Below are 24,077 nucleotides of genomic sequence, written 5' to 3' on the forward strand. Positions count from 1 at the left end.
AGAAGAGAAGTAATAATCTTATAAAATTGCTTTAATTTTTTGTTGAGAATTTAGCTGTAATTTTAGCACTATTGGCTGAGTTATTTTCAACGTAAATAGAGCCACCATGTTTTTCACATAATATTTTAGATATATAAAGACCCATACCAAAGTGCATGTTGTTGTTATTTGAAATCTTATCTCTATAGAAAGGTTTTAAGGCTGATTTTAGAGATTCTTCACTAAATCCTATACCATCATCTTCAATTATAAATGTAAGGAGCTCTTGTTCAAGATATATAAGTATGGATATATTATTTTTCGCATATCTAAAAGCATTTGATATTATATTTTCAATAACTCTAAGAATAATATTTTCATCAAACAATAGGTTTATATTATTTATTTTGTTTGTAAGTGTAAAAGATTTTTTCTCTTGTTCAGCAATAATAGATAGATTTCTATCTAAGTTTTTTATAAACTTGTCTATACTTGATAAAGATTTTGAAACAACCCAATCTTCTAATCGTTGAGAACTACTCATATTTTCCACATAACATTCGATTCTATTGATATGTTCAGACATAAGTTGAGTAGTTGATAAAATTTTTTCGTCAGTAAGTTTTCCTGTTGGTATGTATTTTGTTAAATAATTTGAGTAACCTTTTAGAACTGTTAGAGGATTTCTTAAATCATGAGAAAAAGCAGTATTAAGCTGTTTTCTATCATTAATCATAGTCCACATATTTATATTGTTTTTCTTTAGTTCTGTCCTCATTTTATCAAAAGCATTGCATAGATTACCTAATTCATCATTACTCTTGTATTCTAAGCAAAAGTCTAAGTTATTATGGGATATTTCCATTGCACCTTTATTGAGTATTTCAATAGGTGTTTTCAATTTTATCCTATAAAAAATTATATCAGCCAATAATAAAAAACCTATAAAAAATACAAGTGGAAGCACAAACTGAAGTGTACTAATTATATTAAGTAATGTTTTATCATAATCACTGAACTGGTTAATATTATTCTGCATTATGGTTATAGTCCCTGTATGTAGAGGTGTTCCCAAATATTTATCTTGTATAGACTTATATATATTATTAAGTAAAATGTATGATAGAGCTGTAAGTATTGATGCTATAATTAGAGAAGATAAGGTAAGAACAAAGAAAGATTTTTTTAGTGACATATCATTTATTTTATCCATTTATAACCAACTCCCCATACTGTTTCTATGTAATTTTCAAGAGTATATTTTGATAATTTGATTCGTATTTTTCTAATATGTTCCATTATAACATCGCTATTACCATTACTATTGTATCCCCAGATTCTATCATAAATTCTTTCTCTATCAAATACTTGACCAGGATTCATGGAAAGAAGCTCCACTATATCAAATTCTTTCTTTGAAAGGGAGACTAGATTATTATCTATAGAAATCGACTTTTTCTCATAATCTATTACTAAATCATTATAAAATTTAATTTTAGTTTGATTTGATTTTCTTTGTTCACGTCTTAGATGAGCAGATACTCTAGCTCCAAGTTCATCTAAGTCGAAAGGTTTCACAATGTAATCATCAGCACCAGCACGAAAACCATTTATCTTATCGGCATTTTCAATCTTAGCAGTAAGAAACAGAATAGGGCATGATACATAATCTCTAACTCTATTACAGACCTCAATCCCATCTATTTCAGGCATATTTATATCAAGTAAAATGATATCTGGGTTTATAGATATTTTTTCTAATGCAATTTTTCCACTTTGAGCAGTGTAGACCTCATAATCATTCATTTCAAAGTAGTCTTTTAAGAGTGTTATTATACCTTCTTCATCATCTACAACAAGTATTTTATTGTTCATAAAAATTCTCCTTTCTAAATAAAAGCATTTAAAGTATGTTTAATTTTAGTATAAAAATCTCAATAAATTCTCAAATTTTTAGGTATATGCCAAAACTTAATCATTAAAGTTAGTATATTTTGATATATTAAATAAATCAAGCATATGATTGTTGGTAATTTTAAATGAAGATATATTTTATATTTAATACTTGTAAATGTAAAACTTTAACTGATGAAGCCTTATAATTTAAATGGAAAACAGATATGTAGAATGGAGGACAGATATATAGAAAGGAAAAGATTTAACTGAGTAAGGCGATTGATTAAAAATCAGATAAATTATAAAAACTTATAAAAACGAATGAATATACATTAATTAGTTGATATATCAATTATTATTGCTTTTTATATTGGATTAAAATATAATTGACATATCAACTAATTTTGTTTTATATAGTTTTAAATAAGAGAATAATAAATTCAAATGAGCCTAAAAGAGCAAGTATCTACAAAAAATAATATTTATTTAGGAATTATAATAATACCAAATAAAGTATTCATAATTCAAATGTAAAGTTGGAAGGTATGATGAAAGAAAACATTAAGGATATTTAATAAGATAATGATATATATTTATTAGTGGATAGATTAGTAATCAAGATGGAAGTTACATACTATAAAAAGGGTGTGGTGCTATTTTCTAGTACGTAACCTCTCTAATAAATCATTTTTCAGTATTTTTAAACCATTCTATTGTAGCTTTTTCCATCTCTTTAGGAAGTATATTATTATATACTTGATTATATAACCATGATAAAGTCTTATTATTCAAGTAATTTTTCATTTCATTTTCAGCTTCTAACATTACTACTTTTATTAAACAAGGACACTTAGTATGTGTATCTGGTAAATTTTCCTTATCTAATAATATGTTATTTTGTCTAATTTCTGCACATTGGAAGAATGATTCCTTTCCCTCTACTGCTTCAATAACATTCCAAAATGTTATATCTTTTGCATCACGAGCTAATGTATACCCACCTTTTACTCCTGGAACAGATTTTACTATTCCTGATTTACTTAATTTAGCATATATTTTCGATAGATAAGTCTCTGATATTCCTTGAAATGTTGCCAAATCTCTGATTCCAACAGATTTACCTTCTTCTAAATTTACCATATATAATAAACAATGTAGTGCATATTCTACTCCTATTGAAAACTTCATTACAGCAAAACTCCTTCTCTAAAATAATATCTTTAATAATACATTATTATTAATTATCATTCAACCCATTACCTTATTATCAAATCTTATAAAATAATATAATTTTTATCATTGACATAGTATAAAAACTATTATATTATAATTAAAGACAAGATATATCGGCGATAATAAATATCTTTAATATATCTTTTAAATATTCATCAATTTAAAAATTATTCTTAATATACAGGAGGAAATATAAGATGTTTACAGAAAAGTTTTTCGAAGTATTAAATAATGAAGGCGTAGTTTCCATAGTAACTTATAACAATAGCGAGGCTCATGTATCTAATACTTGGAATAGTTATATAGTTCTTGCTGATGAAAATAAAATTTTAATTCCAGCAGCTGCAATGATTAAAACAGAGGAAAATATAAATATCAACTCTAAAGTTAAATTAACTATTGGTAGTCACGAGGTAATGGGATATAGATACATGGGAACAGGATTTTTACTTGAAGGAAAAGCCAGATTCTTAAAAGAAGGAAGTGATTTTAAAATGATGGCAGATAAATTTCCTTTTTTAACAAGAGTGTTAGAAATTACAGTTGAGTCTTGTAAACAAACTTTATAAAACATATTTTAAGTTTAAGGAGAGAATTATGCCAAGAAGAATCAATAAATCTAATTGTATAGGTTGTGGCTCTTGCGAGAGAGTGTGTAAGGTTGGGTGTATAACAAAATTAGAAGAAAAAAGAATAATCAATGAATCTGTATGTGTTGACTGCGGAGCTTGTCAACTTATATGCCCTAAAAAATGTATATCTTCAAAGCAATAGAAATGTCATCAAGTAAATGTAATTGACAGTAAGATAATGATTTATTTGTTAAGTCAAAACTATGGAATGTAGTGAAGAGAGTAGTATTTGTTAATATACAAGCAGAAGGAGCTATTGCAGAACAAATTTAATTTGCTCATGCGACAGCCTCTTCTATTATATGTTTAATATTTCAAAGTTTTAAGTTCATATAAGTCTGTTCTTCTATGTTTAAGCAATGGTAATTGCTGTCTTATGTCAGGAATTAAATCTCTATCAATATCAGCATAAATAATACATTCCTTTTCATCAGCTTGAGCAATAATTTTTCCCCAAGGGTCTGAAATTCTTGAATTACCATAAGCTATGTAGGAAGCATCTTTATTTCTAGCAGGTGCAGCACCAACATAGAATATTTGATTATCTAAAGCACGCATTCTTATAGATAACTCCCAATGAGCAGGGCCAGTAGTCATATTAAACGCAGCAGGTAAGATAACGATTTCAGCACCTTTAAGAGCCATTAAACGTGATAATTCAGGGAATCGAATGTCATAACAAATAGCTATACCAACTTTTCCATACTCAGTATCTATTACAGTAACATCATTTCCTGCTGTAAGAGTATCGGATTCTTTAAAGCTAACCTTTCCTGTAACTTCAATATCAAATAAGTGCATTTTACGGTGTTTTCCAATTAGAGTTCCATTTTTATCAAATACATAGCAAGTATTATAGATTTTTCTATCTTCTAATTCTGGTATACTACCAGAAACTAGATAGATTCCATGTTTTTCGGCTAACTTACTCAATACCGCTGTTGTTTCACCTGGATATTCTTCAGCAAATTTAGGAAAATATTTATTTTCATATGGACAGTTAAACATTTCTGGCAAAATCACAATTTTAGCTCCATTGATGGCAGCTTCTGTTACCATTTCTACAGCATGATTGATATTTTCAATTTTATTTTCTGTAGTTATCATCTGACATACTGCAATTTTATAAGAATTCATAGAAATTACTCCTTTCAATATTTTTATGTTATTATAACATATTAAATAAAAATTAGATATTCTTAGATTTCCATAAAGAGGTAAGAAAAGGACTTATAAGTATATCTAAAAAAGTACATAGATATTATTATAATTATCTGTTGTATCCATATATTGACTTTTCTTATATATGTTGATAGTATTATTATAAATACAATAGAATAATTAATAGAGTTTTATAGGGTTCCGCAATTATTAATGATTGGTCTGGTCCAAGATAAAACCCACAGCATAGTTTTACTGTGAACACGGAAGGATAAAAACCTGGGAGATATTTTAGAATATTTCTCAGGTTATTTTATTTGTAAAAAATGAGAAATTTGATGAGAGGGATGATTTTATGAAATGGTTATTTTTATTTATTGCAGGTTTGTTTGAGGTTTTTTGGGCTTTTCAACTAAAAAATTCGCATGGATTTTCTAGATTGACTCCAAGTATACTTACTATTGTTGGAATGATTATAAGTTTTTACTTTTTATCATTAGCACTTAAACATCTTCCACTTGGAACTTCATATGCTATATGGACTGGAATTGGTACAGTTGGTACAGCTATTGTGGGGATTACTATATTAAATGAGCCTATCAGTATAGCTAGAATTGCATGTATAGGTCTTATTGTGGTAGGGATTGTAGGTTTAAAGTTACTATCTACTAATTAGAATGAATTAATTTAAATAAGCTATGAAAGTAAAGATTTTTTAAATATTTTAAAATAATTAACATTTAAAAAGTCTTCATTTCATAGCTTTTTTTATAAGTTTATTATATTTGAAAATTATATGTATATACTATGTATTATTTTGCTAATAAAAGAGCAGTTAAATCCATAGGGTCAACTATTACACCATCTTTATAAACACGCATATTTCCAGATGCTATTTCATCTATTAATATTACTTCATCATTGTAGAATCCAAATTCAAATTTGATATCATAAAGCTCAAGTCCTTTTTCAGCTATAGTATCACGAACTATATTAGAAATTTTTTGAGTCATACTTTTCATTGAATCAAATTGAGCTTGAGTCATAATATTTAAAGCTTCTAAACCTTCAGATGTTATAAGTGGGTCACAACGGTCATCGTCTTTTAAAGTTGCTTCTACATAACAATCTAGTTTAGCACCTTCTTCAACGCATGAACCATAACGACGTAAGAAACTACCAACAGCTCTATAACGACAAATAACTTCTAATCCATTACCAAAAACTTTTGCTGGTAGAACTTCCATAGTTGCTTCTTCTAAGTTAGCACCTACATAATGAGTTTTAATTCCAGCATTGTTTAGAATTTCAAAAAACTTAACAGATGTCTCTAAATTAGCTCTACCAATTCCATCTATACTTAGACCTACACTATTTTCACCTGGGTCAAATACACCATCTTTACCAGTTACATCGTCCTTAAATTTAAGTAAGTAATTTCCATTATCTAGTTCAAAAACATCTTTAGTCTTTCCTTGATACACTTTTTTCATAAACAACCTCCAAAAAGTTAAATTATTATATTGAATAAGGCATTAGTGTCAAAAAAGTTCTGATATTCGCATGAAAATTTATATTGATACCTTATATTTAATATTATATCACAAATAGAAGTAAAATTTCCGAACATTTTTATAAAAATAATAAAAAAAGTACATTTTATGGGTTTTATAATAAAAGACTTAGTGTAGAAGGTGAGTGTCATTTACATTGACACACATATGCTTTAATATAAATAATTTTTGACACACTTTAACACACATTTAATGATAATTTGACAAACCGCATGAAAACAGTATTTACATATATTGGCATGAAAATTGCTTTATATATTTAACATATAAAATGATATTAAATAGAATAAATAATAGGGGTGATTAATAGTGAAGTCAGTTAGATTCTATGGTATAAGAGACACAAGAATTGAAGATGTAGAGGTACCAAAAATATTAGAAAAAGATGATGTAATAGTTAAAGTAAAAGTAGCTGGAATATGTGGTTCTGATATATCGAAGTATTCAAAGACAGGTCCACATATGGTAGGCGAAATTTTAGGTCATGAATTTTCTGGAGAAGTAGCTCAGATTGGTTCAGAAGTGAAAAATTTTAAAATAGGAGATAGAGTTGCTGTTTGCCCAGCGATGCCATGCTTTGAGTGTGATGAATGTAAAAAAGGATTATATTCGAGATGCAATAATGTATCGATAATAGGAAATAAAGAACTTGGAGGGTGTTTCGCTGAGTATACAAAGGTAAAAGAAAGAAATTTAATAAAAATACCAGATGAAATAAGCTATGAAACAGCTGCTGCTTTAGAACCAGTATGTATAGCAGGACATGGTCTTTTCAGGTCAGAGACTAGAGTTGGAGATACTGTTGTGGTACTTGGAACAGGACCAATAGGATTATTCTCAATACAATGGGCAAAGATATTTGGTTCTACAAAAATAATAGCTGTGGACGTATTTGATGAAAAATTAGAACTAGCAAAAGAGTTAGGAGCAGATATTTGTATAAATGCAAAAGACAAGAATCTTATAAATGAAGTAAAAAATTTAACTAATGGGGCTGGAGCAGATGTTGTTATTGAATCAGCAGGAACTCCAATGACATGCGGTCAAGTATTGTTGTTAGCCAAAAAAGGAGGGACAGTACTGTATGCAGGTGTACCATATGGAGATGTAGCTTTGACTAGAGAACAATTTGAGAAGATAGTAAGAAGTGAATTAACCGTAAAGGGAACTTGGTTTGGAAATTCATTCCCATTTCCAGGAAAAGAATGGAGTGCTGGGTTATATCACATGCAGAAAGGGGACATGAATGTTGAAAAATTAGTAACACATAGAATAAACTTGGACGAAGTGCCATCTTATTTTGAAAAAATATACAAAAGAGATATCTTCTTTGGTAAGATAATGATTAATGTAGCTAATTAGATTAGAATGCTAGAGTAATAATCTATAATCTATATAAAAAAGTTTAGTTAAGAAAGGTATGATTCATATGGCAGGAATAGTTATAGCTGCACATGGAAATATGGCTAAAGCAATGTTAGAAAGTGCTGAATTAATAGTAGGTAAACAGGAAAAAGTAGAAACTTTAGGATTAAACCATGGTGACAGTATAGATGATTTTAGTAAAAGATTAGAAAATGAAATTGAAAAATATAAAGATGAAGGTGTTTTATTATTGCTTGACTTTTATGGTGGAACTCCATTTAATACATCTGCGATTGTAATAAATAAGTTTGCTAAAGTATGTGACTTGGAATGTTTAACAGGTGTAAATTTACCTATGCTTTTAGAATTATTTTTAAACAGAGAGAACATGAAGTTAATAGAGTTGAAAAATTTATGTGAAGAGGTTGGAGCATCAGGGATTAAAGATGTAAAAGCAGCTTTAAATATATAAAATAAATTAAAAATTGGAGGAATTATTATGAGTAATATAGCATTAACAAGAATTGATGATAGATTGATACATGGTCAGGTGATTACTGCTTGGTGTAAGATTACATCAGCAAAAAGGATAGTAATAGTGGATGATTTGGTTGTAAAAGACCCATTCATAGTTCAAGTTTTACAAATGGCAGCACCATCAACTGTTAAGGTTGAGGTACATGATGTAGAGTCAGGTGCTGAGGTATTAAAATCATATAATGGGGATGAAAATTTAATCGTCTTAGTTAAATACCCTAAAACTGTTTTGGGTTTAGTAAACAATGGAGTAGATTTAAAAGAGCTAAACGTTGGGGGTATGGGAGCTGGACTTGGGAGAAGAAGTTTTTATAAAAATATATCTGTATCAGATGAAGAAAAAGAAATATTTAAAGAACTAATATCAAAGGATATTAAGTGCTTTATACAAATAGTACCAGATGCAAAAAAAATTGATGTAGGAACTTTATTATAAAAATACTATCTTTTGAATCTTTAGAAATAAATAAGGAGGAAGTCTATGCAAATTTCACTAATTCAAGCAGTATTAATAGCAATTTTTTATTATCTTTCTTGGAGTCCATGGCTGACTTATGTTGGATTTTTTACATGGAATAGACCTTTGTTAGCAGGATTTGTAACAGGAATTATATTAGGAGACCCTGTCCAAGGAGCAATTATAGGAGCGGGTATAAATATGATATATTTAGGTTTTATATCAGCAGGAGGGGCACAGATGGGAGACCCAGCTTTTGCAGGATATGTGGGGACTGCTTTAGCTATAGCATCTAAGCTAGATGTAAGTACTGCAATGGCAATAGCTGTCCCATTAGGTACTGTCGCAACTGTACTTTGGATTGGAAAAATGACAGTAAATTCTTTTTTTGCACATTGGGCTGATAAGGAAGTTCAAAAGGGTAATGTCGACAAGGTAGCGTTTATAAATATAGTTCCACCACAGATACTATTATTTGCAATGAGTTTTATACCTGCATTATTAGTGGTTTATTTTGGTCCAAATGCTATAGATGGTATGTTGGAAGTAATGAATGAGAATGTACTTCATGTATTTAATGTAATTGGAGCGATGTTACCAGCACTTGGAATTGCTATGAATTTAAAATTGATTGGAAATAAATTTACGATGCCCTTTTTCATATTAGGAATATTGATGGCTGTTTATTTTAAAGTGGATATAATAGTAATATCTGTTATTGGGGTAATACTTGCTCTTACGATTACTTCAATTAAGTACGGAAAAGATAGTGCTACATTTTAAATACATGAGAGGGGGAAAATATTATGTCAGATACAAAAAGTGAAGTGTCTAAGAAAACGTTAAGTAAGAGAGATGTAATAAAATCATGGCTAAGATGGTTTTTCTTTGCACAGTCTAATTATAATTATGAAAGGTTACAATCAACTGCATTTTCACATTCAATGTTACCAGTACTTAAAAAATTATATCCAGATAAGGAAGAGTTAAAACAAGAAGTTGAAACTCATCTGGCTTTTTTTAATACAGAACCTATATGTGGATGTGTTATACATGGAATAACAATAGCAATGGAAGAAGAAAAAGCTAATGGTGCAGATGAGATAAGTGGCGATGGTATGAATGCCATAAAAACAGGCCTGATGGGTCCATTAGCAGGTATTGGTGATACTCTAACTCAGGGAGTTATAACACCAATAGTATTAGCTGTTTGTATTGGTTTAACTGAAGGAGGAGCGTCAATCGCAGGACCTATACTATTTGTAATAGCTCAATATGTAATAATGACTTCAATTTCTTTTGGAATGTGGACAAGTGGATATAAGTATGGTAAAAAATCTGTTGAAAGTATACTTCAAGGTGGAATAGTAAATAAGGTTATAGAAGGAGCTTCTATACTAGGAACTTTAGTTATGGGAGGGCTTGTAGGTAGATTTATTAATTTATCCACACCAATAAGTTATACTAGTGGAGATTTTAAGTTTAGTCTTCAAACGGATTTACTTGATAAGATATTCCCAGGACTAATTCCTTTGGTGCTTACCTTATTAGTACTTTTTGCTTTAAAGAAAGGGCTTTCTCCAATAAAAATAATGTTTATATTAATAGTAGTGGGAGCTATTACAGGTATTGTAGGATTATTTTAAATATATATACTATATAGTCAAAGAGGATTATAAATAGGTTGATTAAATTTATAAGAGAGTAGTAAAAAGTATAGTGATTAGGGTAATTAAATTTATAATAGATTGATTTTTAAGGTTATACAAGCTACACTATATAATCTTTTAAAAAGTATCTCAGAAAGATTTTTAATCTAGATGAGGTACTTTTTTATTTGGATATAAAATTTTAAGTTGACTCAAAAAGATAGCAATTATATGTAATTAATATATTATAAATAATTGTAAACTTCTTGTAACATGTATTTTATATAATTGAAACAATGGATATAATATGAAATATGATAATAAATTTTAGGGGTGTGAATAGATGAACATATTAATTGCTGATGATGAAGTTAGCATGCTTAAGATACTTTGTGCATATTTTAAAAAGGAAAACTTTAATGTACTTACTGCAAAAAATGGAGAAGAAGCATTAGATATTTTTTATGAGAATAAGATAGACTTAGCAGTACTAGACTGGATGATGCCAGTAATTGATGGAATAGAGGTCTGCAAAGAGATAAAGGAAAATAGTAATACAAAAGTTCTTATGTTGACGGCCAAAAGTCAGAGTGAAGATGAAATAGAAGCACTCAATATAGGAGCAGATGAATATATTAAAAAACCATTTGACCCTAGAGTTTTGATAATAAGGGCTAAGAAATTAGTAAATTATAAAGATACAATTAATATTAAAGATTTAAAAATAGATTTTAGTGCAAATAAAGTTTTTAAAAATGAGAAAGAGCTGATATTGACTAAAAAAGAATTAGAATTAATGCGTTGTTTAATTAATAATAAGGGGATTGTTTTATCTAGGGAGAAACTTTTAGATTTAGTATGGGGCTTGGATTATGATGGGGATTTTAGAACAGTAGATACTCATATAAGAAGGTTAAGGGCGAAAATAGGGGAGGACATAATAAAAACTTACAGAGGGTTAGGGTATAGTCTGGAGGATTTTGATGACTAAACTAAACAAAAAATTGTCCATAAGCATATCTATAGTAGTTGTAGCTGTTTATATAATGTCTATAACTATAAATAGTATGTTTATTCATAGATATTATTTACACGAGAAAAGAAATGTATTGGATAATATTGCAGATAAAATCAAACATAACGATATAAATAAATTAAAATCAGATATTGATTCGATTGAAGCAAAAAATAATACAGCTATTGTATATATAGAATTAGATAAGAATTACAAAGATAAAGGTAATATAGATAAAATAAATCAAGATTTGTTAAGTGAATTTTGGAAGAAAGGTCTAAGTTTAAATAAATTTTGGATTGAAGAAGATAGCTTAAAAAATATTGATAATAAAAGTATAAATAAAATATATAATCAGGGTAAAACGAAATATAGTCTACTTGTAAAATTTATGAAGAAAGATAATTACTTGTTTGCCATATCTATACCTATAGAACATTCTGAAGAAACTATTGGGATTGTAAATAGATTTAATATAATTATGGGAATCTTTTCAGTAGTCATAATGACTATACTTATATTTATATTATCAAACAGAATTATAAGACCTATGGAAAAATTAAAGCTTCTATCTAAAGATATATCTGAATTAAATTTTAGGACTGAAGCAATAAAAACTAATGATGAAATAGAGGAATTAGCTTACAGTATAAACATAATGAGTGTAAAACTTGAAAAAGCACATAATGAATTGAATAAGAGAAATAAGAATCTAAAATCTTTTATATCAGATGCATCTCATGAAATGAAAACTCCAATAGCACTCATAAAAGCATATGCGATAGGGATGAAAGATGGGTTGGATGATGGTACTTATACTGATACAATAATTGAGCAGGCAGAAAATATGACTAATACAATAAATACTCTTTTATATTGGGCAAAATATGAGAAAAGAGAAGTTAATTTGCATCCAGTGGATTTAAAAGAGAGATTGTATAAAAGTTTAAAAAACTATGAGCTTTTAATTGATAGAGGTAGTATAAAAGTTAAGTGTAGTATAGATGATAAAGAACTTAGAATAAGTTCAGATAAAGATAGTATAGATATTATATTTAATAATTTGATTAGCAATGCGATAAAGTATACTAGTAATAATGAAATAGAGATTAATCTTTTTAAAGAGAATGAGAATGTTGTGTTATCTATAAAAAATGGTATAGATTATGATATGGAAGATGATATTGAGAATATATGGAAGCCTTTTTATGTTTTAGAGAAGTCGAGAAGTAAAGAACTTTCTGGCACGGGTCTTGGTCTTACTATAGTGAGAACTATACTTGAAGAAAATAATTTTGGATACAGGGTTGAAATTTGTGATGGAATGATAGAATTTTATATTATCTTTATAAAAGTAATTTGAATTTAAATTAAAATATAAAGAATAATTAAAAAAACATCATAATTATTTATTTTTCATATGGATAAAATTGGTTATTTAATATATAATTACAAGTATAAATAATAAAATTTATTTGCAAATAAAGTAGTACTTTTAATTCTAAAGGCTACTTTTTTTGTGCAAAATTCTCTTTTTTACCACAATTCATTAACAAAAAAATTAAATTCACTTTAAAGTCTAAATTTACTAATTTTTCAATTAATTAGAAAATTTCTTTATTCCTTTATTATAACTACAATATAAAAAAATAGTAAATAAATTATATATTAATTATGAAATCATTATAGTTAGAAAACCTCTTTAAAATTAGGCATTAAGTATCCCTTAGAATTAGAACGGGAACAAAGCTGAAAAATTTAAGTGTTATCAAATGGACAAGGGGGAAAAATATAATGAAAATACCAAAGAAGATTGCTGCTATGATTACAGTTACAATGATAGCTGGAAGTTCAACAGCAGGGATAGCTAGTGCACAAACTGTAGCAACAAATTTAACAGGACAAGAAAGATATGAGACTGCTGTTAAAATAAGTCAAGATGGATGGAAAAATGCTGATGAAGTAGTAGTAGTAAATGACTCATCTATAGCAGATGCCTTATCTGCAACACCATTTGCAAAGGCAAAAAATGCTCCAATACTTTTAACAGGTAAAGATAAATTAAATGATAAGACAAAAGCAGAAATACAAAGATTAAAAGCTAAAAAAATATACTTAATAGGTGGAACTTCTGTATTAAGTACAAATATAGAAAAACAAATAAAAGATTTGAAAATATCTTTTGAAAGAATCTCTGGAGCTGAAAGATACCAAACATCTTTAGAATTAGCTAAGAGATTAGATGGCATAAGTGATGTTAAAAAAATAGCTGTAGTTAATGGCGAAAAAGGGCTTGCAGATGCAGTAAGTGTGGGAGCACCAGCTGCTCAAAACAACATGCCAGTAATACTTGCTGATTCTAAAAATGGAACAGCAGTTGCAGATAAGTTTATAAAAGATGCAGGAATAACTCAATCTTATGTAGTTGGTGGGGAGAGTTCAGTTTCTGAAGCTGTTAAAAATAAACTGCCAAATAGTACAAGATTAGGTGGAACAGATAGAAATGATACAAATGCAAAAGTAGTAAAAGAGTTCTATAAAAAGACAGATTTAAAAAATGCATATGTAACTAAAGATGGTATGGCTAAACAAGACCAACTTATAGATGCATTAGCAGTAGGTGTATTAGGAGCTAAAAACCAATCACCAGTAGTTCTAGTTGGAAAGAATTTATCAGCTTCACAAAAATCTTTAGTAAACTCTAAGAGTTTTGACAAAATAACTAAAGTTGGCGGAAATGGCAATGAGACAGCATTTAATGAAATGAAATCATTACAAGAAGTAAGCACAGTTGAAGCTAAAACAATTTCTGAGTTAAAATCAGCTGTAGATAAAGCTACTGCTAATGATGTTATAAACTTTAAACCGAATAGTGAAGTTAAAGAAGCATTTACAATACAAACTGATAAAGCAGTAACAGTAAACTTAAATGGTACATATACAAAGACTGTAACTATCAACATGCCTAATGGGGATGTAAACAACTATGCAAAAGTAGATGATGTAGTTATAGATGATGTTAAAGATGGGACTTTCATTAACTATGGAAAAATAACTAACTTAAAGGTTAATGATAAAAATGGAGCTAAGATAGAGAATAATTCTAAAGGTGAGATTGGTAGTTTAACAGTAGCATCTGGAGCAAGTCAAGTAAAAGTGACTAATGGTGGAAAGATAACTACAGTTACAAATAATTCTAAAGGAACTACTATAGATAATAAGGGTACAATAAGTACTGTTAAAGGAGATAATTCTCCATCTATAAGTGGAAATAATCCAAGTTCTAACTCATCAGGAGGAAGTTCTTCAAGTGGAGGAGGTTCACATGGAGGAGGTTCATCTTCAGGAGGAAGTTCATCAGGAGGAAGTTCTTCAAGTAATAAAAATCAAGCTGCTCCAACAGGGATAACTGCAACATCACCAACATCAGCAGCAAATAGTGATGGAGTAATAAGTGGTGTAACAGATGCAATGGAATATAGATTAAAAACAAATTCAGCATGGATAAAAGTAGAATCAGGAAAAACAGAGATAACAGGATTATCACCTGGTATATATGAAGTAAGATATACAGCAAAATCAGGATATAATGCAGGAGCAATAAAAGAAATAGAAATACCAGCATATGCAGAAGATCAAGAGCAAGAAGCTCCTGGAAGTTTGGAAGTAATAGCACCATCAGAAGCGAATAATGATGGGAAAATAACTGGTGTAACAGATGCAATGGAATATAAACTAAAAACAAATCAAGATTGGATAAAAGTAGAATCAGGGAAAACAGAAATAACAGATTTATCACCAGGAATATATGAAGTAAGATATGCAGCAAAGCCAGGATATAATGCAGGAGCAATAACAGAAATAACAATAAAAGAAAATGGTCAAGATCAAGATCAAATTGCACCAGTTGGATTGTCAGCAACATCACCAACAACAGCAGCAAATAATGATGGAAAAATAACTGGTGTAACAGATGCAATGGAATATAAATTAAAAACAAATCAAAACTGGACAAGTGTAGTAACAGGAGAAACAGAGATAACAGGGCTATCACCAGGAACATATGAAGTAAGATATGCAGCGAAAACAGGTTATAATGCGGGGACAGCAGCAGAAGTAGAAGTAAAAGCATATGTAGCAAACCAAGAACAAGAAGCACCAACAGGATTGTCAGCAACATCACCAACAACAGCAGCTGATGATGATGGAAAAATAACTGGTGTAACAGATGCAATGGAATATAAATTAAAAACAGAACAAAACTGGACAAGTGTAAGAACAGGAGAAACAGAGATAACAGGATTATCAGCAGGAGTGTATCAAGTAAGATATGCAGCGAAAACAGGTTATAATGCGGGGACAGCAGCAGAAGTAGAAGTAAAAGCATATGTAGCAAACCAAGAACAAGGAGCACCAACAGGATTGTCAGCAACATCACCAACAACAGCGGATGATAATGATGGAAAAATAACTGGTGTGACAGATGCAATGGAATATAAATTAAAAACAGAACAAAACTGGACAAGTGTAAGAACAGGAGAAACAGAGATAACAGGATTATCAGCAGGAGTGTATCAAGTAAGATATGCAGCGAAAACAGGTTATAATGCGGGGACAGCAGCAGAAGTAGAAGTAAAAGCATATGTAGCAAACCAAGAACAAGGAGCACCAACAGGATTGTCAGCAACATCACCAACAACAGCGGATGATAATGATGGAAAAATAACTGGTGTGACAGATGCAATGGAATATAAATTAAAAACAGAACAAAACTGGACAAGTGTAAGAACAGGAGAAACAGAGATAACAGGATTATCAGCAGGAGTGTATCAAGTAAGATATGCAGCGAAAACAGGTTATAATGCGGGGACAGCAGCAGAAGTAGAAGTAAAAGCATATGTAGCAAACCAAGAACAAGGAGCACCAACAGGATTGTCAGCAACATCACCAACAACAGCGGATGATAATGATGGAAAAATAACTGGTGTGACAGATGCAATGGAATATAAATTAAAAACAAATCAAAACTGGACAAGTGTAGTAACAGGAGAAACAGAGATAACAGGGCTATCACCAGGAACATATGAAGTAAGATATGCAGCGAAAGCAGGATATAATGCAGGAATAGCAGCAGAAGTAGAAGTAAAAGCATATGTAGCAAATCAGGAGCAAGGAGCTCCAACAGGATTATCAGCAACATCACCAACAACAGCAGCTGATGATGATGGAAAAATAACTGGTGTAACAGATGCAATGGAATATAAATTAAAAACAGAACAAAACTGGACAAGTGTAGTAACAGGAGAAACAGAGATAACAGGGCTATCACCAGGAACATATGAAGTAAGATATGCAGCGAAAGCAGGATATAATGCAGGAATAGCAGCAGAAGTAGAAGTAAAAGCATATGTAGCAAATCAGGAGCAAGGAGCTCCAACAGGATTGTCAGCAACATCACCAACAACAGCGGATGATAATGATGGAAAAATAACTGGTGTGACAGATGCAATGGAATATAAATTAAAAACAGATCAAGATTGGACAAGTGTAGTAACAGGAGAAACAGAGATAACAGGGTTATCACCAGGAACATATGAAGTAAGATATGCAGCGAAAGCAGGATATAATGCAGGAATAGCAGCAGAAGTAGAAGTAGAAGCATATACAGCTCCAATAAATATTTTTCAAAGATTATTGAATTTTATGATAAATTAGATATTTAAATTTAAATTATTAGTTTAAATTCTAATATATCAAGTTTATAGTAAAAATTATTAATAAAAGCACCTTTCCTATAAAATAATAAATTTATAGTATAAGGTGCTTTTTTATAAGTGTATATACAACTTATTCTATAAAGTAAAAGGGATAATAAGTAATGTAAAATAATTTGAGCTTCGAGAGTAATAAAAGTTTTATTTATGGTAACTGTTTAACTATAATCAAATGTTGAAAAGGCGATTTTTTATGAATACTTTAAGAAAACAATTAATTAAAGAATTTATAAAATCTAGAGATATAAGTAACTATTTAAGAGATATGTTTAAAGTGTAATTTAATGCAAAACTTCACATAATTTTCATATGAATTATCTATTAAATTCACACACAAGAGTTATTATATAAACATAGAAGATAGTAAAACTAGCTTAAAAACATAATATAATACCCTATACAAAATAGTGGCAACTCTCCCTCACATCCTCAATTGTTGCCACTATTTTAATTTTTTGTATAAAACAAAAAACCCCACCATAAAGTGGAGTCTTTCATAAATCTCATCTAACCTAAGCCTTAAAACAAACAGAATTTTTAACCTCAAGCTTTCTATTTATCTTAGCAACCTTAATCTTAATCTTATCCTTCAAAGGAATACATCCTATATTACTTTCACTTTTCACATCAACACTACCAACAAACTTGCCAGAATCATTATAATACTTTGCAACACCAACAATATCTCCCTTATGAATAGGATAACTCATATTTTTGAACACTATCTTAGGATGGATATTCTCATTATCTGAAACAACTCCATATAAATCTTTATCGACCTTAACAGTTATCTTAAAATCATCAACACCATCAACACAAGGAGTTTCTATAACATCTCCCTTATGAGCTATCTTCTTAGAATAGAAATTATCTTTACCATACTTCAATAAAGTAGCAGAAGAAGAAATTCTATTCTTTTTATTACCATCGCCAAGGACAACACCTATTAATCTATGATTTCTTTCATTTTTAGCATCTTTAGGTACCATCATAGAAAATGCAAGACAATATCCAGCATTATCTGTATAACCTGTCTTTATTCCATCAACACCAGGAACTGAAACAAGTAGTGGATTTGTGTTATAGTGTGTAAAATCTTTCTTAGTATCATTATACACTTGCATAGTAGTTATTCTAGTAACTTGATTTTCATAATGGTCATACATATACTTTCCAAGCTCTACTATATCATGAGCTGTTGATATATTCTCAATAGGTGCTTCCTTATGCTCTGGGTCAGTATATATAGGAAGCCCATTTGGATTAAAATAATACGTATCAATCATTCCTATTTCTTCAGCTTTCTTATTCATCATATTTACAAAATTCTTTTCAGTTTTACCAACATACTTTGCTATAGCCATAGCAGCATCATTTCCTGATACAAGCATAAGACCTTGCATAAGCTCTCCTAGAGATATTTCATCACCATCTTTAAGTTTACAAGTAGACCCACCTACTGAAGCTGTAGACTTGTCTATCTTTACCATATCAGTTTCTTTTACTTGATTCTTATTGACTGCTTCTATTGCAAGTAAAAAAGTCATCATCTTACTTAAACTTGCTAGAGGCATCTTTTCATCACTGTTTTTTTCAAATAATATTCTTTTAGTTTCCTGGTCTATAAGTAGTGCAGCTCTTGAAGAGTTTGGTACTGGTGGAGTATCTGCAAACGCAAAGCCAGGAGTTATAAATATAAAAATTAATGCAAGTACTATTAACTGTTTAATTTTTCTTTTCAAAATCTCATCCTCCGTTTCATATATTAATTAACATGCACAAAGTAGGTGCTGTAAGTTTTATTTATCTAGATACTCATTAATCATATCTATTATATAAGCAATTTCTTCATCTGGTATTGAAATATTAAAATAAGCTTCTGTTGGCTTAAAGGCCTCATGTATTAAATTATACAATTCATAATTTTTACTAATTAACTCATTAATGTTATTATATGGAAAAGTTGCATTTTTAAAACATCTTTCTATCATAAAAGAACAGTGAAGTATATATCCTAGCTTAAACTTACTTTTTAGACCTTCATCTATTAATTCTATTAGTGAAAATAATGATGAATTGACATAGTTGAATAACTTAACTGAGTCTAAAAGCTCTAAGTTTTGAGACATAAAATTTATTATTAAGCTGTTATATGATAGATTTGTTTCTTTTATATTAGTAATACTATTGGCGTTAAATGTACCTTCTATTATCTTGTTTAACATATCTAGACCATACCCATTTAGGAGTTCCTCTATGTGTATAAATGGGGTATTAGCTACATTAAAATCTACACTGCCAACAACTGCCAAGATTTTAGTATTACTAAATTTATTCCTATACATTTTAAAACTCTCTATATTATGAGGAACTAAATTAATATTGTACTTATTGATACTTTTAAGTGAAGAGTTTATAAAATCTGCTATCTTCATAGCTGAACCATAACCCGTTATACAAGTCGTTATTATGGCATACTCTTTTGATTTCTCAGGATAATTTATTTCTGTTGAGTCAATTGCAGCTCGTCCAATATATGGATTTAAAGAACTTAAAGAATTAGCTAATTCATCCAAAGTCATTTCTGGTAGTGTACTTTTTCTTACTGCTTCTAAAACTATTGGGGTAGACACCATCTCAATAGAACGTATTCTAATTTTTGTTTTTTCTGAAATAAGTTCTCCAAAAGCTATAAGAGAGCCCATATCTGTTAAAAGAAGCACTCCCTTGCCTTCATCACATTCTTTTACCAATTCTATAGCTTTATCGAGTATAGTACTTACCTTTACATCAAGAGGCATGTCAATTGCATTACAGTGATTTGTACCAAGTAATGAATTTGCTACATCACACATACTACTGGCTGTTGAATTTCCATGAGCAAGTATTATGACACCTATATTTTCAGATTGATTATTTGGTTCAAGATATGTGCTATTTAGGAACATGGATATAAATTTTACCTCATCTTTAGGTAAAGATGTTTGTAAGTCGTTTTCAATTATACTTAAAACTATTTTAGCTATATTTAAATCTTTATCTAAGAAAATTTTATCATTATATAGATTGTACTTAGGATTATATGTGTCTTGATTTATATTTTCTATAAGTGCACTTATATGCATTGAAAGAGCGATATAAGTTTGTTTTGTGTATTTGTTTCTCGATATTTTTTCAGCTTCTTTTAAAGAATGTTCAACAGCATAGTAAATCTTTGGATTAATTACCTTAAAAATTTCATTACTTGTATAATCAGAGTGAGTTACTGAAGATATTGAAAGTAATTTTGTAGAGTATTTCTCCATGTAATTTATAAACATACTCCTTATATCATTTTCTAGATAAGGAATCTCTGTAGAATATTTAAACCCATTATTTGGTGTATCTATATTGTATTTAGACAGTTCTTTTGTATATTCAACCTCTAAATTGTTACCATTAAATTCATAAAAAAGCATGTAATCAAGTTCTGATAATTTATTTAGATTACTGCGATTTTCATTCAATTTTAAAAGACCAGTATAGATGTAATCAGGAACAAGGGACAAATCTATTTCTATATTCTCTTTTAAACCAGTCTTATAATTTAAAAAGGCTCTTGCACTCATAAGTTGTATGTCAGATTTAAGTTGACCAATATTACCAAAACAATCATAAAGAAGTAAAGATTTAATTACATCTTTGTGAACTCTTATAGTTGCATTAGTATATTTAGATTCTATAATAAAGAAATATTTAATAAGAGATAATCTTTCTTTTAAGGACCTATCCTGTAAAGAAGGTAGGTTAATTGTAACTGGGATTCTTCTTAAAAAAGTCCCAAGTAGAGAAGAATGTATATCTTCTGTTGTGGCACACACAATAAAAACAGTAGCTTTATGTACGATATCAGATTCTCCTAATCGTCTGTATATGCCTTTGTCCATCAAAAGAAAAAGCATCTCTTGACCTTCTGGGGGTAATCTATGTATTTCATCTAAAAATAATATACCTCCATCAGCCTGTGCGACTATCCCGAATTTATCCTTATTAGCACCAGTAAAAGAACCTTTAACATAACCAAATAAATTACTTAAGAGTAAGTTAGCATTCTCTGCATATTCAGCACAGTTAAATACAACAAATTTACTTTCAGAAGAAAAGACACTACTTTCTACAGCATATTTGTACATTGTTTCAGCAAATGTACTTTTTCCAACACCAGTAGGTCCTATGAGTAATGTATTAAGACCTTTTGGAGGATAGAGTATAGCAGATTTAGCTTTTTCTATAGCTAACTTAAGACTAGAATCGTGTCCAAGTAATGTTGAAAAAATATCTTCTGAATCATTTTTACTTGATTCAAGCAGTTCATTACAATTACGTATAGAAAACTCAGAGCTGTCTAAAGTATGACCAATTAAATTTTCAATAATTCCAGCATGTAAAAACAAAATGGGTTTGCCAGGTATCTTTATAACTTTTTTTCATTAAATAAGTTATTTAATTCTTTACTGGTATTACTTCTATCAAGAGATGAATGGTTAGCAACTTCTATTGTAGTAAATCCAGTTTTATCTGATTGAAGGTCTTTTAAAGTTATATTTTCACATAATTTATGTAGTGATAATAGAACCTTATCTTTTCTTAGCATATATTGCCTCCTTTCTTTATATTTAAGTTATATTTAAGTTATATTAAATATATTATAATATATATTCAGTATTAAAATAAGGTTTATAGTGGATATTTTGTATTTTACTTTTTAATATGTTGTTTTGTGTAATGGATGATGTTAAAATAAGAGTTGCATTATATTGGATATAGATTTTTATGAATTTAAGTAGAATATTATGTTGTTACATAAATAAATATGAGTTTTTTAGTATATATCTACCATAAATTAATATATGAAGTATCATTTATTGATGTATGGTAGATATATATGAAGCAATATGAAAGTAACTTATAAAGTTATGGATAATTTACATAGATAAATTTACAAATTATATTTTGTATCATAAGAGTGATGTTTTATACTATAAATATACAGCTATTACGTTGATGTAAAATTTATAGAGATTTAAAAATCAAAAAATAGATAGTTTTATTGCAGAGAAGTTTGTACAATTTAAAAGATTATATCAATGGTTGAAAGTGTTTGTTATATATTATTCAGCCATTTTATGCTGTAAATAACTTTAAAATTTAGTTTTGACAAGCATAAAAAACAAATTTTTTCATAAAATGTAAATATTGGATATTGTTTATTTAAACTAGTTTAAATAAACAACATCTTGTAATAAAATATGAATAATACTATAAAAGAATGGGAGATATGTTTTGTGGATATAGATAGAATTTTAAACTTTTCCTCAAACGCAGGTAAAGCTATGTTGCAAAGCGGAGGAGAAACTTATAGAGTTGAAGAAACGATAGCTAGAATATGTCAATCTTTTGGGATAGACCATGTAGACGTATTTGCGACTCCAACAGCTGTAATGGCGTCTGTGTTTGTAGATGGAAAATTACATTCAGCAATTAAAAGAATAAGTTCAAGAAGAGTAGACCTAAATCTGGTTCACGAGGTTAATTCATTATCAAGGGCAATAAGTATAAATAATTTAGACATTGAACTATGTGAGAAAATTTTAGACGAGATAAGTGAAGATAACTACTATTCAGATTTGATAACAATATTTTTTGCAGGTATTGCAGCAGCAACTTTTTCTATACTATTTGGAGGAAATATAGAAGAGTTTATAGCCGCATTTACTGTGGGAATTCTGACTAAGTTCGTTACTATGTACTTAAATAAATCATCATTAAATGATTTCTTTGTAAATGCAATTGGGGCAGTTATTATAGCCCTTTGTTCTATTATAATCTTGAAGCTTGGGTTTATAAAGACTATAGACCATCTGATAGCAGGAGCGATAATGTTATTAGTCCCTGGTCTAGCGCTGACTAATGCTTTAAGAGATTTATTGGATGGACAATTGATTTCTGGTCTTGCAAAGTTGGCAGAAGTATTTTTTATAGGTGTATCTATAGCAGTAGGAATGTTCTTGGTACTTGGATTGTACTTCAAGTTAGGGGGGATATAAATGCATTTATTTATAGAAGTAATAGCAGCTTTTTTTACAGCCTTAAGCTTTGGAGTGCTATTTAATATGAAAGGAAAGAATTTGATACTGTCAGGGATAGGTGGGAGTATCGCTTGGTTTTCATATAAATTTTGTTTGAATATGGGAGTAACCGAAAATCTATGTTTCTTTATAGCTACAGTATGCTTTGCAATATATTGCGAGTTATGTGCTAGGATTTATATGACTCCAGCAACTACATTAAGTGTATGTTGCTTAATAATATTAGTACCAGGCTATGGAATATATAATACTATGTATTCTGCCTTGACAAACAATTATATCAAAGCAGTAGAATATGGTGTAAGTACATTATCCTGTGCAAGTTCAATTGCGTTGGGACTAGTATTTATAACTACAGTATTTAGAAAAGTAAACTTATATGGAATGTTTACAAAAATAAAAGAAAATGAAAAATATAAGAAGGGTATAAATAAAATTAAGCCACAAAAATAGAAAAAATTGACTTTTAGGTAAAAGGATGATAATATAATAACATAAAATAGAATAAGAATATCCAAATTAGATAAGATATTCTTATTCTATGGAAATAGTTTTTTTTTATTTCAAAAAACTGACAACTTGCATTATGGGTGTAAGTTTTAGTGTTCAGTTTGTACCAAAAAATTTGTACCAATGCTAGAAACCTTAATTTAAATTAAAAGGGGGAAGATTTCAAG

21 protein-coding genes and 1 riboswitch are annotated in these 24,077 nt (G+C 29.2%); of the genes, 13 read left to right on the plus strand and 8 right to left on the minus strand.

What is annotated here, in order from left to right:
- Positions 1 to 31 precede the first annotated feature (31 nt).
- The 3 genes from ACTG44_RS02765 to ACTG44_RS02775 form a co-directional block, all read right to left on the minus strand.
- Positions 32 to 1,192: a sensor histidine kinase gene (locus tag ACTG44_RS02765; protein ID WP_479918064.1), complete on the minus strand. Its 1,161-nt coding sequence runs from the start codon at positions 1,190 to 1,192 to the stop codon at positions 32 to 34.
- A complete protein-coding gene (locus ACTG44_RS02770; RefSeq protein WP_479918065.1) occupies positions 1,180 to 1,854 on the minus strand; it encodes a response regulator transcription factor in 675 nt (224 codons plus the stop codon). The genes ACTG44_RS02765 and ACTG44_RS02770 overlap by 13 nt, the downstream gene beginning before the upstream one ends.
- A gap of 705 nt (positions 1,855 to 2,559) precedes the next feature.
- Positions 2,560 to 3,063, minus strand: a complete 504-nt coding sequence (locus ACTG44_RS02775) for an Rrf2 family transcriptional regulator (protein ID WP_021382933.1) — start codon at positions 3,061 to 3,063, stop codon at positions 2,560 to 2,562.
- 242 nt (positions 3,064 to 3,305) lie between these two features.
- Here ACTG44_RS02775 and ACTG44_RS02780 point away from each other — a divergent pair, with 242 nt between their 5' ends.
- Complete coding sequence (locus ACTG44_RS02780; protein WP_021382922.1) at positions 3,306 to 3,677, plus strand: pyridoxamine 5'-phosphate oxidase family protein; 372 nt, start codon at positions 3,306 to 3,308, stop codon at positions 3,675 to 3,677.
- 28 nt (positions 3,678 to 3,705) lie between these two features.
- Positions 3,706 to 3,882, plus strand: coding sequence for an indolepyruvate ferredoxin oxidoreductase subunit alpha (locus ACTG44_RS02785; RefSeq protein ID WP_021382925.1), 177 nt, complete (start codon positions 3,706 to 3,708; stop codon positions 3,880 to 3,882).
- A 164-nt stretch (positions 3,883 to 4,046) separates the two neighbouring features.
- On the opposite strand, the gene ACTG44_RS02790 is transcribed toward ACTG44_RS02785, so the two are convergent.
- On the minus strand, positions 4,047 to 4,877 hold the full coding sequence (locus ACTG44_RS02790) for a carbon-nitrogen hydrolase family protein (protein WP_479921226.1): 831 nt from the start codon (positions 4,875 to 4,877) through the stop codon (positions 4,047 to 4,049).
- Positions 4,878 to 5,083: 206 nt separating this feature from the next.
- A riboswitch (guanidine-I (ykkC/yxkD leader) is annotated at positions 5,084 to 5,189 on the plus strand.
- A gap of 67 nt (positions 5,190 to 5,256) precedes the next feature.
- Here ACTG44_RS02790 and sugE point away from each other — a divergent pair.
- Positions 5,257 to 5,577 (plus strand): quaternary ammonium compound efflux SMR transporter SugE, encoded by a 321-nt coding sequence (gene sugE, locus ACTG44_RS02795; protein ID WP_479921227.1) that lies wholly within the window; start codon positions 5,257 to 5,259, stop codon positions 5,575 to 5,577.
- Positions 5,578 to 5,713: 136 nt separating this feature from the next.
- Here sugE and ACTG44_RS02800 read toward each other — a convergent pair whose 3' ends face one another.
- Entirely contained in the window at positions 5,714 to 6,394 is a 681-nt protein-coding gene (locus ACTG44_RS02800) for a phosphoribosylaminoimidazolesuccinocarboxamide synthase (protein WP_021382918.1), read from the minus strand.
- Between the two features lie 390 nt (positions 6,395 to 6,784).
- On the opposite strand from ACTG44_RS02800, the gene ACTG44_RS02805 reads away from it, so the two are divergent.
- From ACTG44_RS02805 to ACTG44_RS02840, 8 genes are all read left to right on the plus strand, one after another.
- The gene (locus ACTG44_RS02805) at positions 6,785 to 7,837 is read left to right on the plus strand and encodes a galactitol-1-phosphate 5-dehydrogenase (protein WP_479921228.1); all 1,053 of its coding nucleotides are present in this window, start codon (positions 6,785 to 6,787) and stop codon (positions 7,835 to 7,837) included.
- A gap of 67 nt (positions 7,838 to 7,904) precedes the next feature.
- A complete protein-coding gene (locus ACTG44_RS02810; protein WP_479921229.1) occupies positions 7,905 to 8,312 on the plus strand; it encodes a PTS sugar transporter subunit IIA in 408 nt (135 codons plus the stop codon).
- 27 nt (positions 8,313 to 8,339) lie between these two features.
- Positions 8,340 to 8,813, plus strand: coding sequence for a PTS sugar transporter subunit IIB (locus tag ACTG44_RS02815; protein ID WP_021382910.1), 474 nt, complete (start codon positions 8,340 to 8,342; stop codon positions 8,811 to 8,813).
- A 45-nt stretch (positions 8,814 to 8,858) separates the two neighbouring features.
- Entirely contained in the window at positions 8,859 to 9,617 is a 759-nt protein-coding gene (locus ACTG44_RS02820; protein ID WP_021382929.1) for a PTS mannose/fructose/sorbose/N-acetylgalactosamine transporter subunit IIC, read from the plus strand.
- A 23-nt stretch (positions 9,618 to 9,640) separates the two neighbouring features.
- Positions 9,641 to 10,480, plus strand: a complete 840-nt coding sequence (locus ACTG44_RS02825) for a PTS system mannose/fructose/sorbose family transporter subunit IID (RefSeq protein ID WP_479921230.1) — start codon at positions 9,641 to 9,643, stop codon at positions 10,478 to 10,480.
- Between the two features lie 346 nt (positions 10,481 to 10,826).
- A complete protein-coding gene (locus tag ACTG44_RS02830) occupies positions 10,827 to 11,474 on the plus strand; it encodes a response regulator transcription factor (protein ID WP_021383013.1) in 648 nt (215 codons plus the stop codon).
- Positions 11,467 to 12,861, plus strand: a complete 1,395-nt coding sequence (locus ACTG44_RS02835) for a HAMP domain-containing sensor histidine kinase (protein WP_479921231.1) — start codon at positions 11,467 to 11,469, stop codon at positions 12,859 to 12,861. Before ACTG44_RS02830 ends, ACTG44_RS02835 begins: the two co-directional genes overlap by 8 nt.
- A 431-nt stretch (positions 12,862 to 13,292) precedes the next feature.
- On the plus strand, positions 13,293 to 17,213 hold the full coding sequence (locus ACTG44_RS02840; RefSeq protein WP_479921232.1) for a cell wall-binding repeat-containing protein: 3,921 nt from the start codon (positions 13,293 to 13,295) through the stop codon (positions 17,211 to 17,213).
- Positions 17,214 to 17,784: 571 nt separating this feature from the next.
- On the opposite strand, the gene ACTG44_RS02845 is transcribed toward ACTG44_RS02840, so the two are convergent.
- The 3 genes from ACTG44_RS02845 to ACTG44_RS02855 are packed head-to-tail and all read right to left on the minus strand — an operon-like array spanning position 17,785 to position 21,905.
- Positions 17,785 to 19,014, minus strand: a complete 1,230-nt coding sequence (locus ACTG44_RS02845) for a D-alanyl-D-alanine carboxypeptidase family protein (RefSeq protein WP_479918072.1) — start codon at positions 19,012 to 19,014, stop codon at positions 17,785 to 17,787.
- Between the two features lie 57 nt (positions 19,015 to 19,071).
- Positions 19,072 to 21,705 carry a sigma-54-dependent transcriptional regulator gene (locus ACTG44_RS02850; protein ID WP_479921233.1) on the minus strand — a complete coding sequence of 878 codons (2,634 nt, stop codon included), beginning with the start codon at positions 21,703 to 21,705 and terminating at the stop codon, positions 19,072 to 19,074.
- 20 nt (positions 21,706 to 21,725) lie between these two features.
- Positions 21,726 to 21,905 carry a hypothetical protein gene (locus tag ACTG44_RS02855; RefSeq protein WP_479921234.1) on the minus strand — a complete coding sequence of 60 codons (180 nt, stop codon included), beginning with the start codon at positions 21,903 to 21,905 and terminating at the stop codon, positions 21,726 to 21,728.
- Positions 21,906 to 22,596: 691 nt separating this feature from the next.
- On the opposite strand from ACTG44_RS02855, the gene ACTG44_RS02860 reads away from it, so the two are divergent.
- Together ACTG44_RS02860 and ACTG44_RS02865 are read left to right on the plus strand one after the other, a co-directional pair.
- Entirely contained in the window at positions 22,597 to 23,358 is a 762-nt protein-coding gene (locus ACTG44_RS02860) for a threonine/serine exporter family protein (protein ID WP_065388354.1), read from the plus strand.
- Entirely contained in the window at positions 23,359 to 23,853 is a 495-nt protein-coding gene (locus tag ACTG44_RS02865; RefSeq protein ID WP_021383197.1) for a threonine/serine exporter family protein, read from the plus strand.
- Positions 23,854 to 24,077 lie beyond the last annotated feature (224 nt).

This window comes from Clostridioides sp. LIBA-2809, assembly GCF_056688965.1.

What these genes read in the sequence shown, in the direction of transcription:
- ACTG44_RS02855 (WP_479921234.1), bottom strand. Translation starts at nt 21,905, where the DNA reads ATGCTAAGAAAAGATAAGGTTCTATTATCACTACATAAATTATGTGAA.
- ACTG44_RS02820 (WP_021382929.1), top strand. Translation starts at nt 8,859, where the DNA reads ATGCAAATTTCACTAATTCAAGCAGTATTAATAGCAATTTTTTATTAT.
- ACTG44_RS02800 (WP_021382918.1), bottom strand. Translation starts at nt 6,394, where the DNA reads ATGAAAAAAGTGTATCAAGGAAAGACTAAAGATGTTTTTGAACTAGAT.
- ACTG44_RS02775 (WP_021382933.1), bottom strand. Translation starts at nt 3,063, where the DNA reads ATGAAGTTTTCAATAGGAGTAGAATATGCACTACATTGTTTATTATAT.
- ACTG44_RS02825 (WP_479921230.1), top strand. Translation starts at nt 9,641, where the DNA reads ATGTCAGATACAAAAAGTGAAGTGTCTAAGAAAACGTTAAGTAAGAGA.
- ACTG44_RS02830 (WP_021383013.1), top strand. Translation starts at nt 10,827, where the DNA reads ATGAACATATTAATTGCTGATGATGAAGTTAGCATGCTTAAGATACTT.
- ACTG44_RS02815 (WP_021382910.1), top strand. Translation starts at nt 8,340, where the DNA reads ATGAGTAATATAGCATTAACAAGAATTGATGATAGATTGATACATGGT.
- ACTG44_RS02865 (WP_021383197.1), top strand. Translation starts at nt 23,359, where the DNA reads ATGCATTTATTTATAGAAGTAATAGCAGCTTTTTTTACAGCCTTAAGC.
- ACTG44_RS02840 (WP_479921232.1), top strand. Translation starts at nt 13,293, where the DNA reads ATGAAAATACCAAAGAAGATTGCTGCTATGATTACAGTTACAATGATA.
- ACTG44_RS02780 (WP_021382922.1), top strand. Translation starts at nt 3,306, where the DNA reads ATGTTTACAGAAAAGTTTTTCGAAGTATTAAATAATGAAGGCGTAGTT.
- ACTG44_RS02810 (WP_479921229.1), top strand. Translation starts at nt 7,905, where the DNA reads ATGGCAGGAATAGTTATAGCTGCACATGGAAATATGGCTAAAGCAATG.
- ACTG44_RS02790 (WP_479921226.1), bottom strand. Translation starts at nt 4,877, where the DNA reads ATGAATTCTTATAAAATTGCAGTATGTCAGATGATAACTACAGAAAAT.
- ACTG44_RS02765 (WP_479918064.1), bottom strand. Translation starts at nt 1,192, where the DNA reads ATGGATAAAATAAATGATATGTCACTAAAAAAATCTTTCTTTGTTCTT.
- ACTG44_RS02835 (WP_479921231.1), top strand. Translation starts at nt 11,467, where the DNA reads ATGACTAAACTAAACAAAAAATTGTCCATAAGCATATCTATAGTAGTT.
- ACTG44_RS02770 (WP_479918065.1), bottom strand. Translation starts at nt 1,854, where the DNA reads ATGAACAATAAAATACTTGTTGTAGATGATGAAGAAGGTATAATAACA.
- sugE (WP_479921227.1), top strand. Translation starts at nt 5,257, where the DNA reads ATGAAATGGTTATTTTTATTTATTGCAGGTTTGTTTGAGGTTTTTTGG.
- ACTG44_RS02785 (WP_021382925.1), top strand. Translation starts at nt 3,706, where the DNA reads ATGCCAAGAAGAATCAATAAATCTAATTGTATAGGTTGTGGCTCTTGC.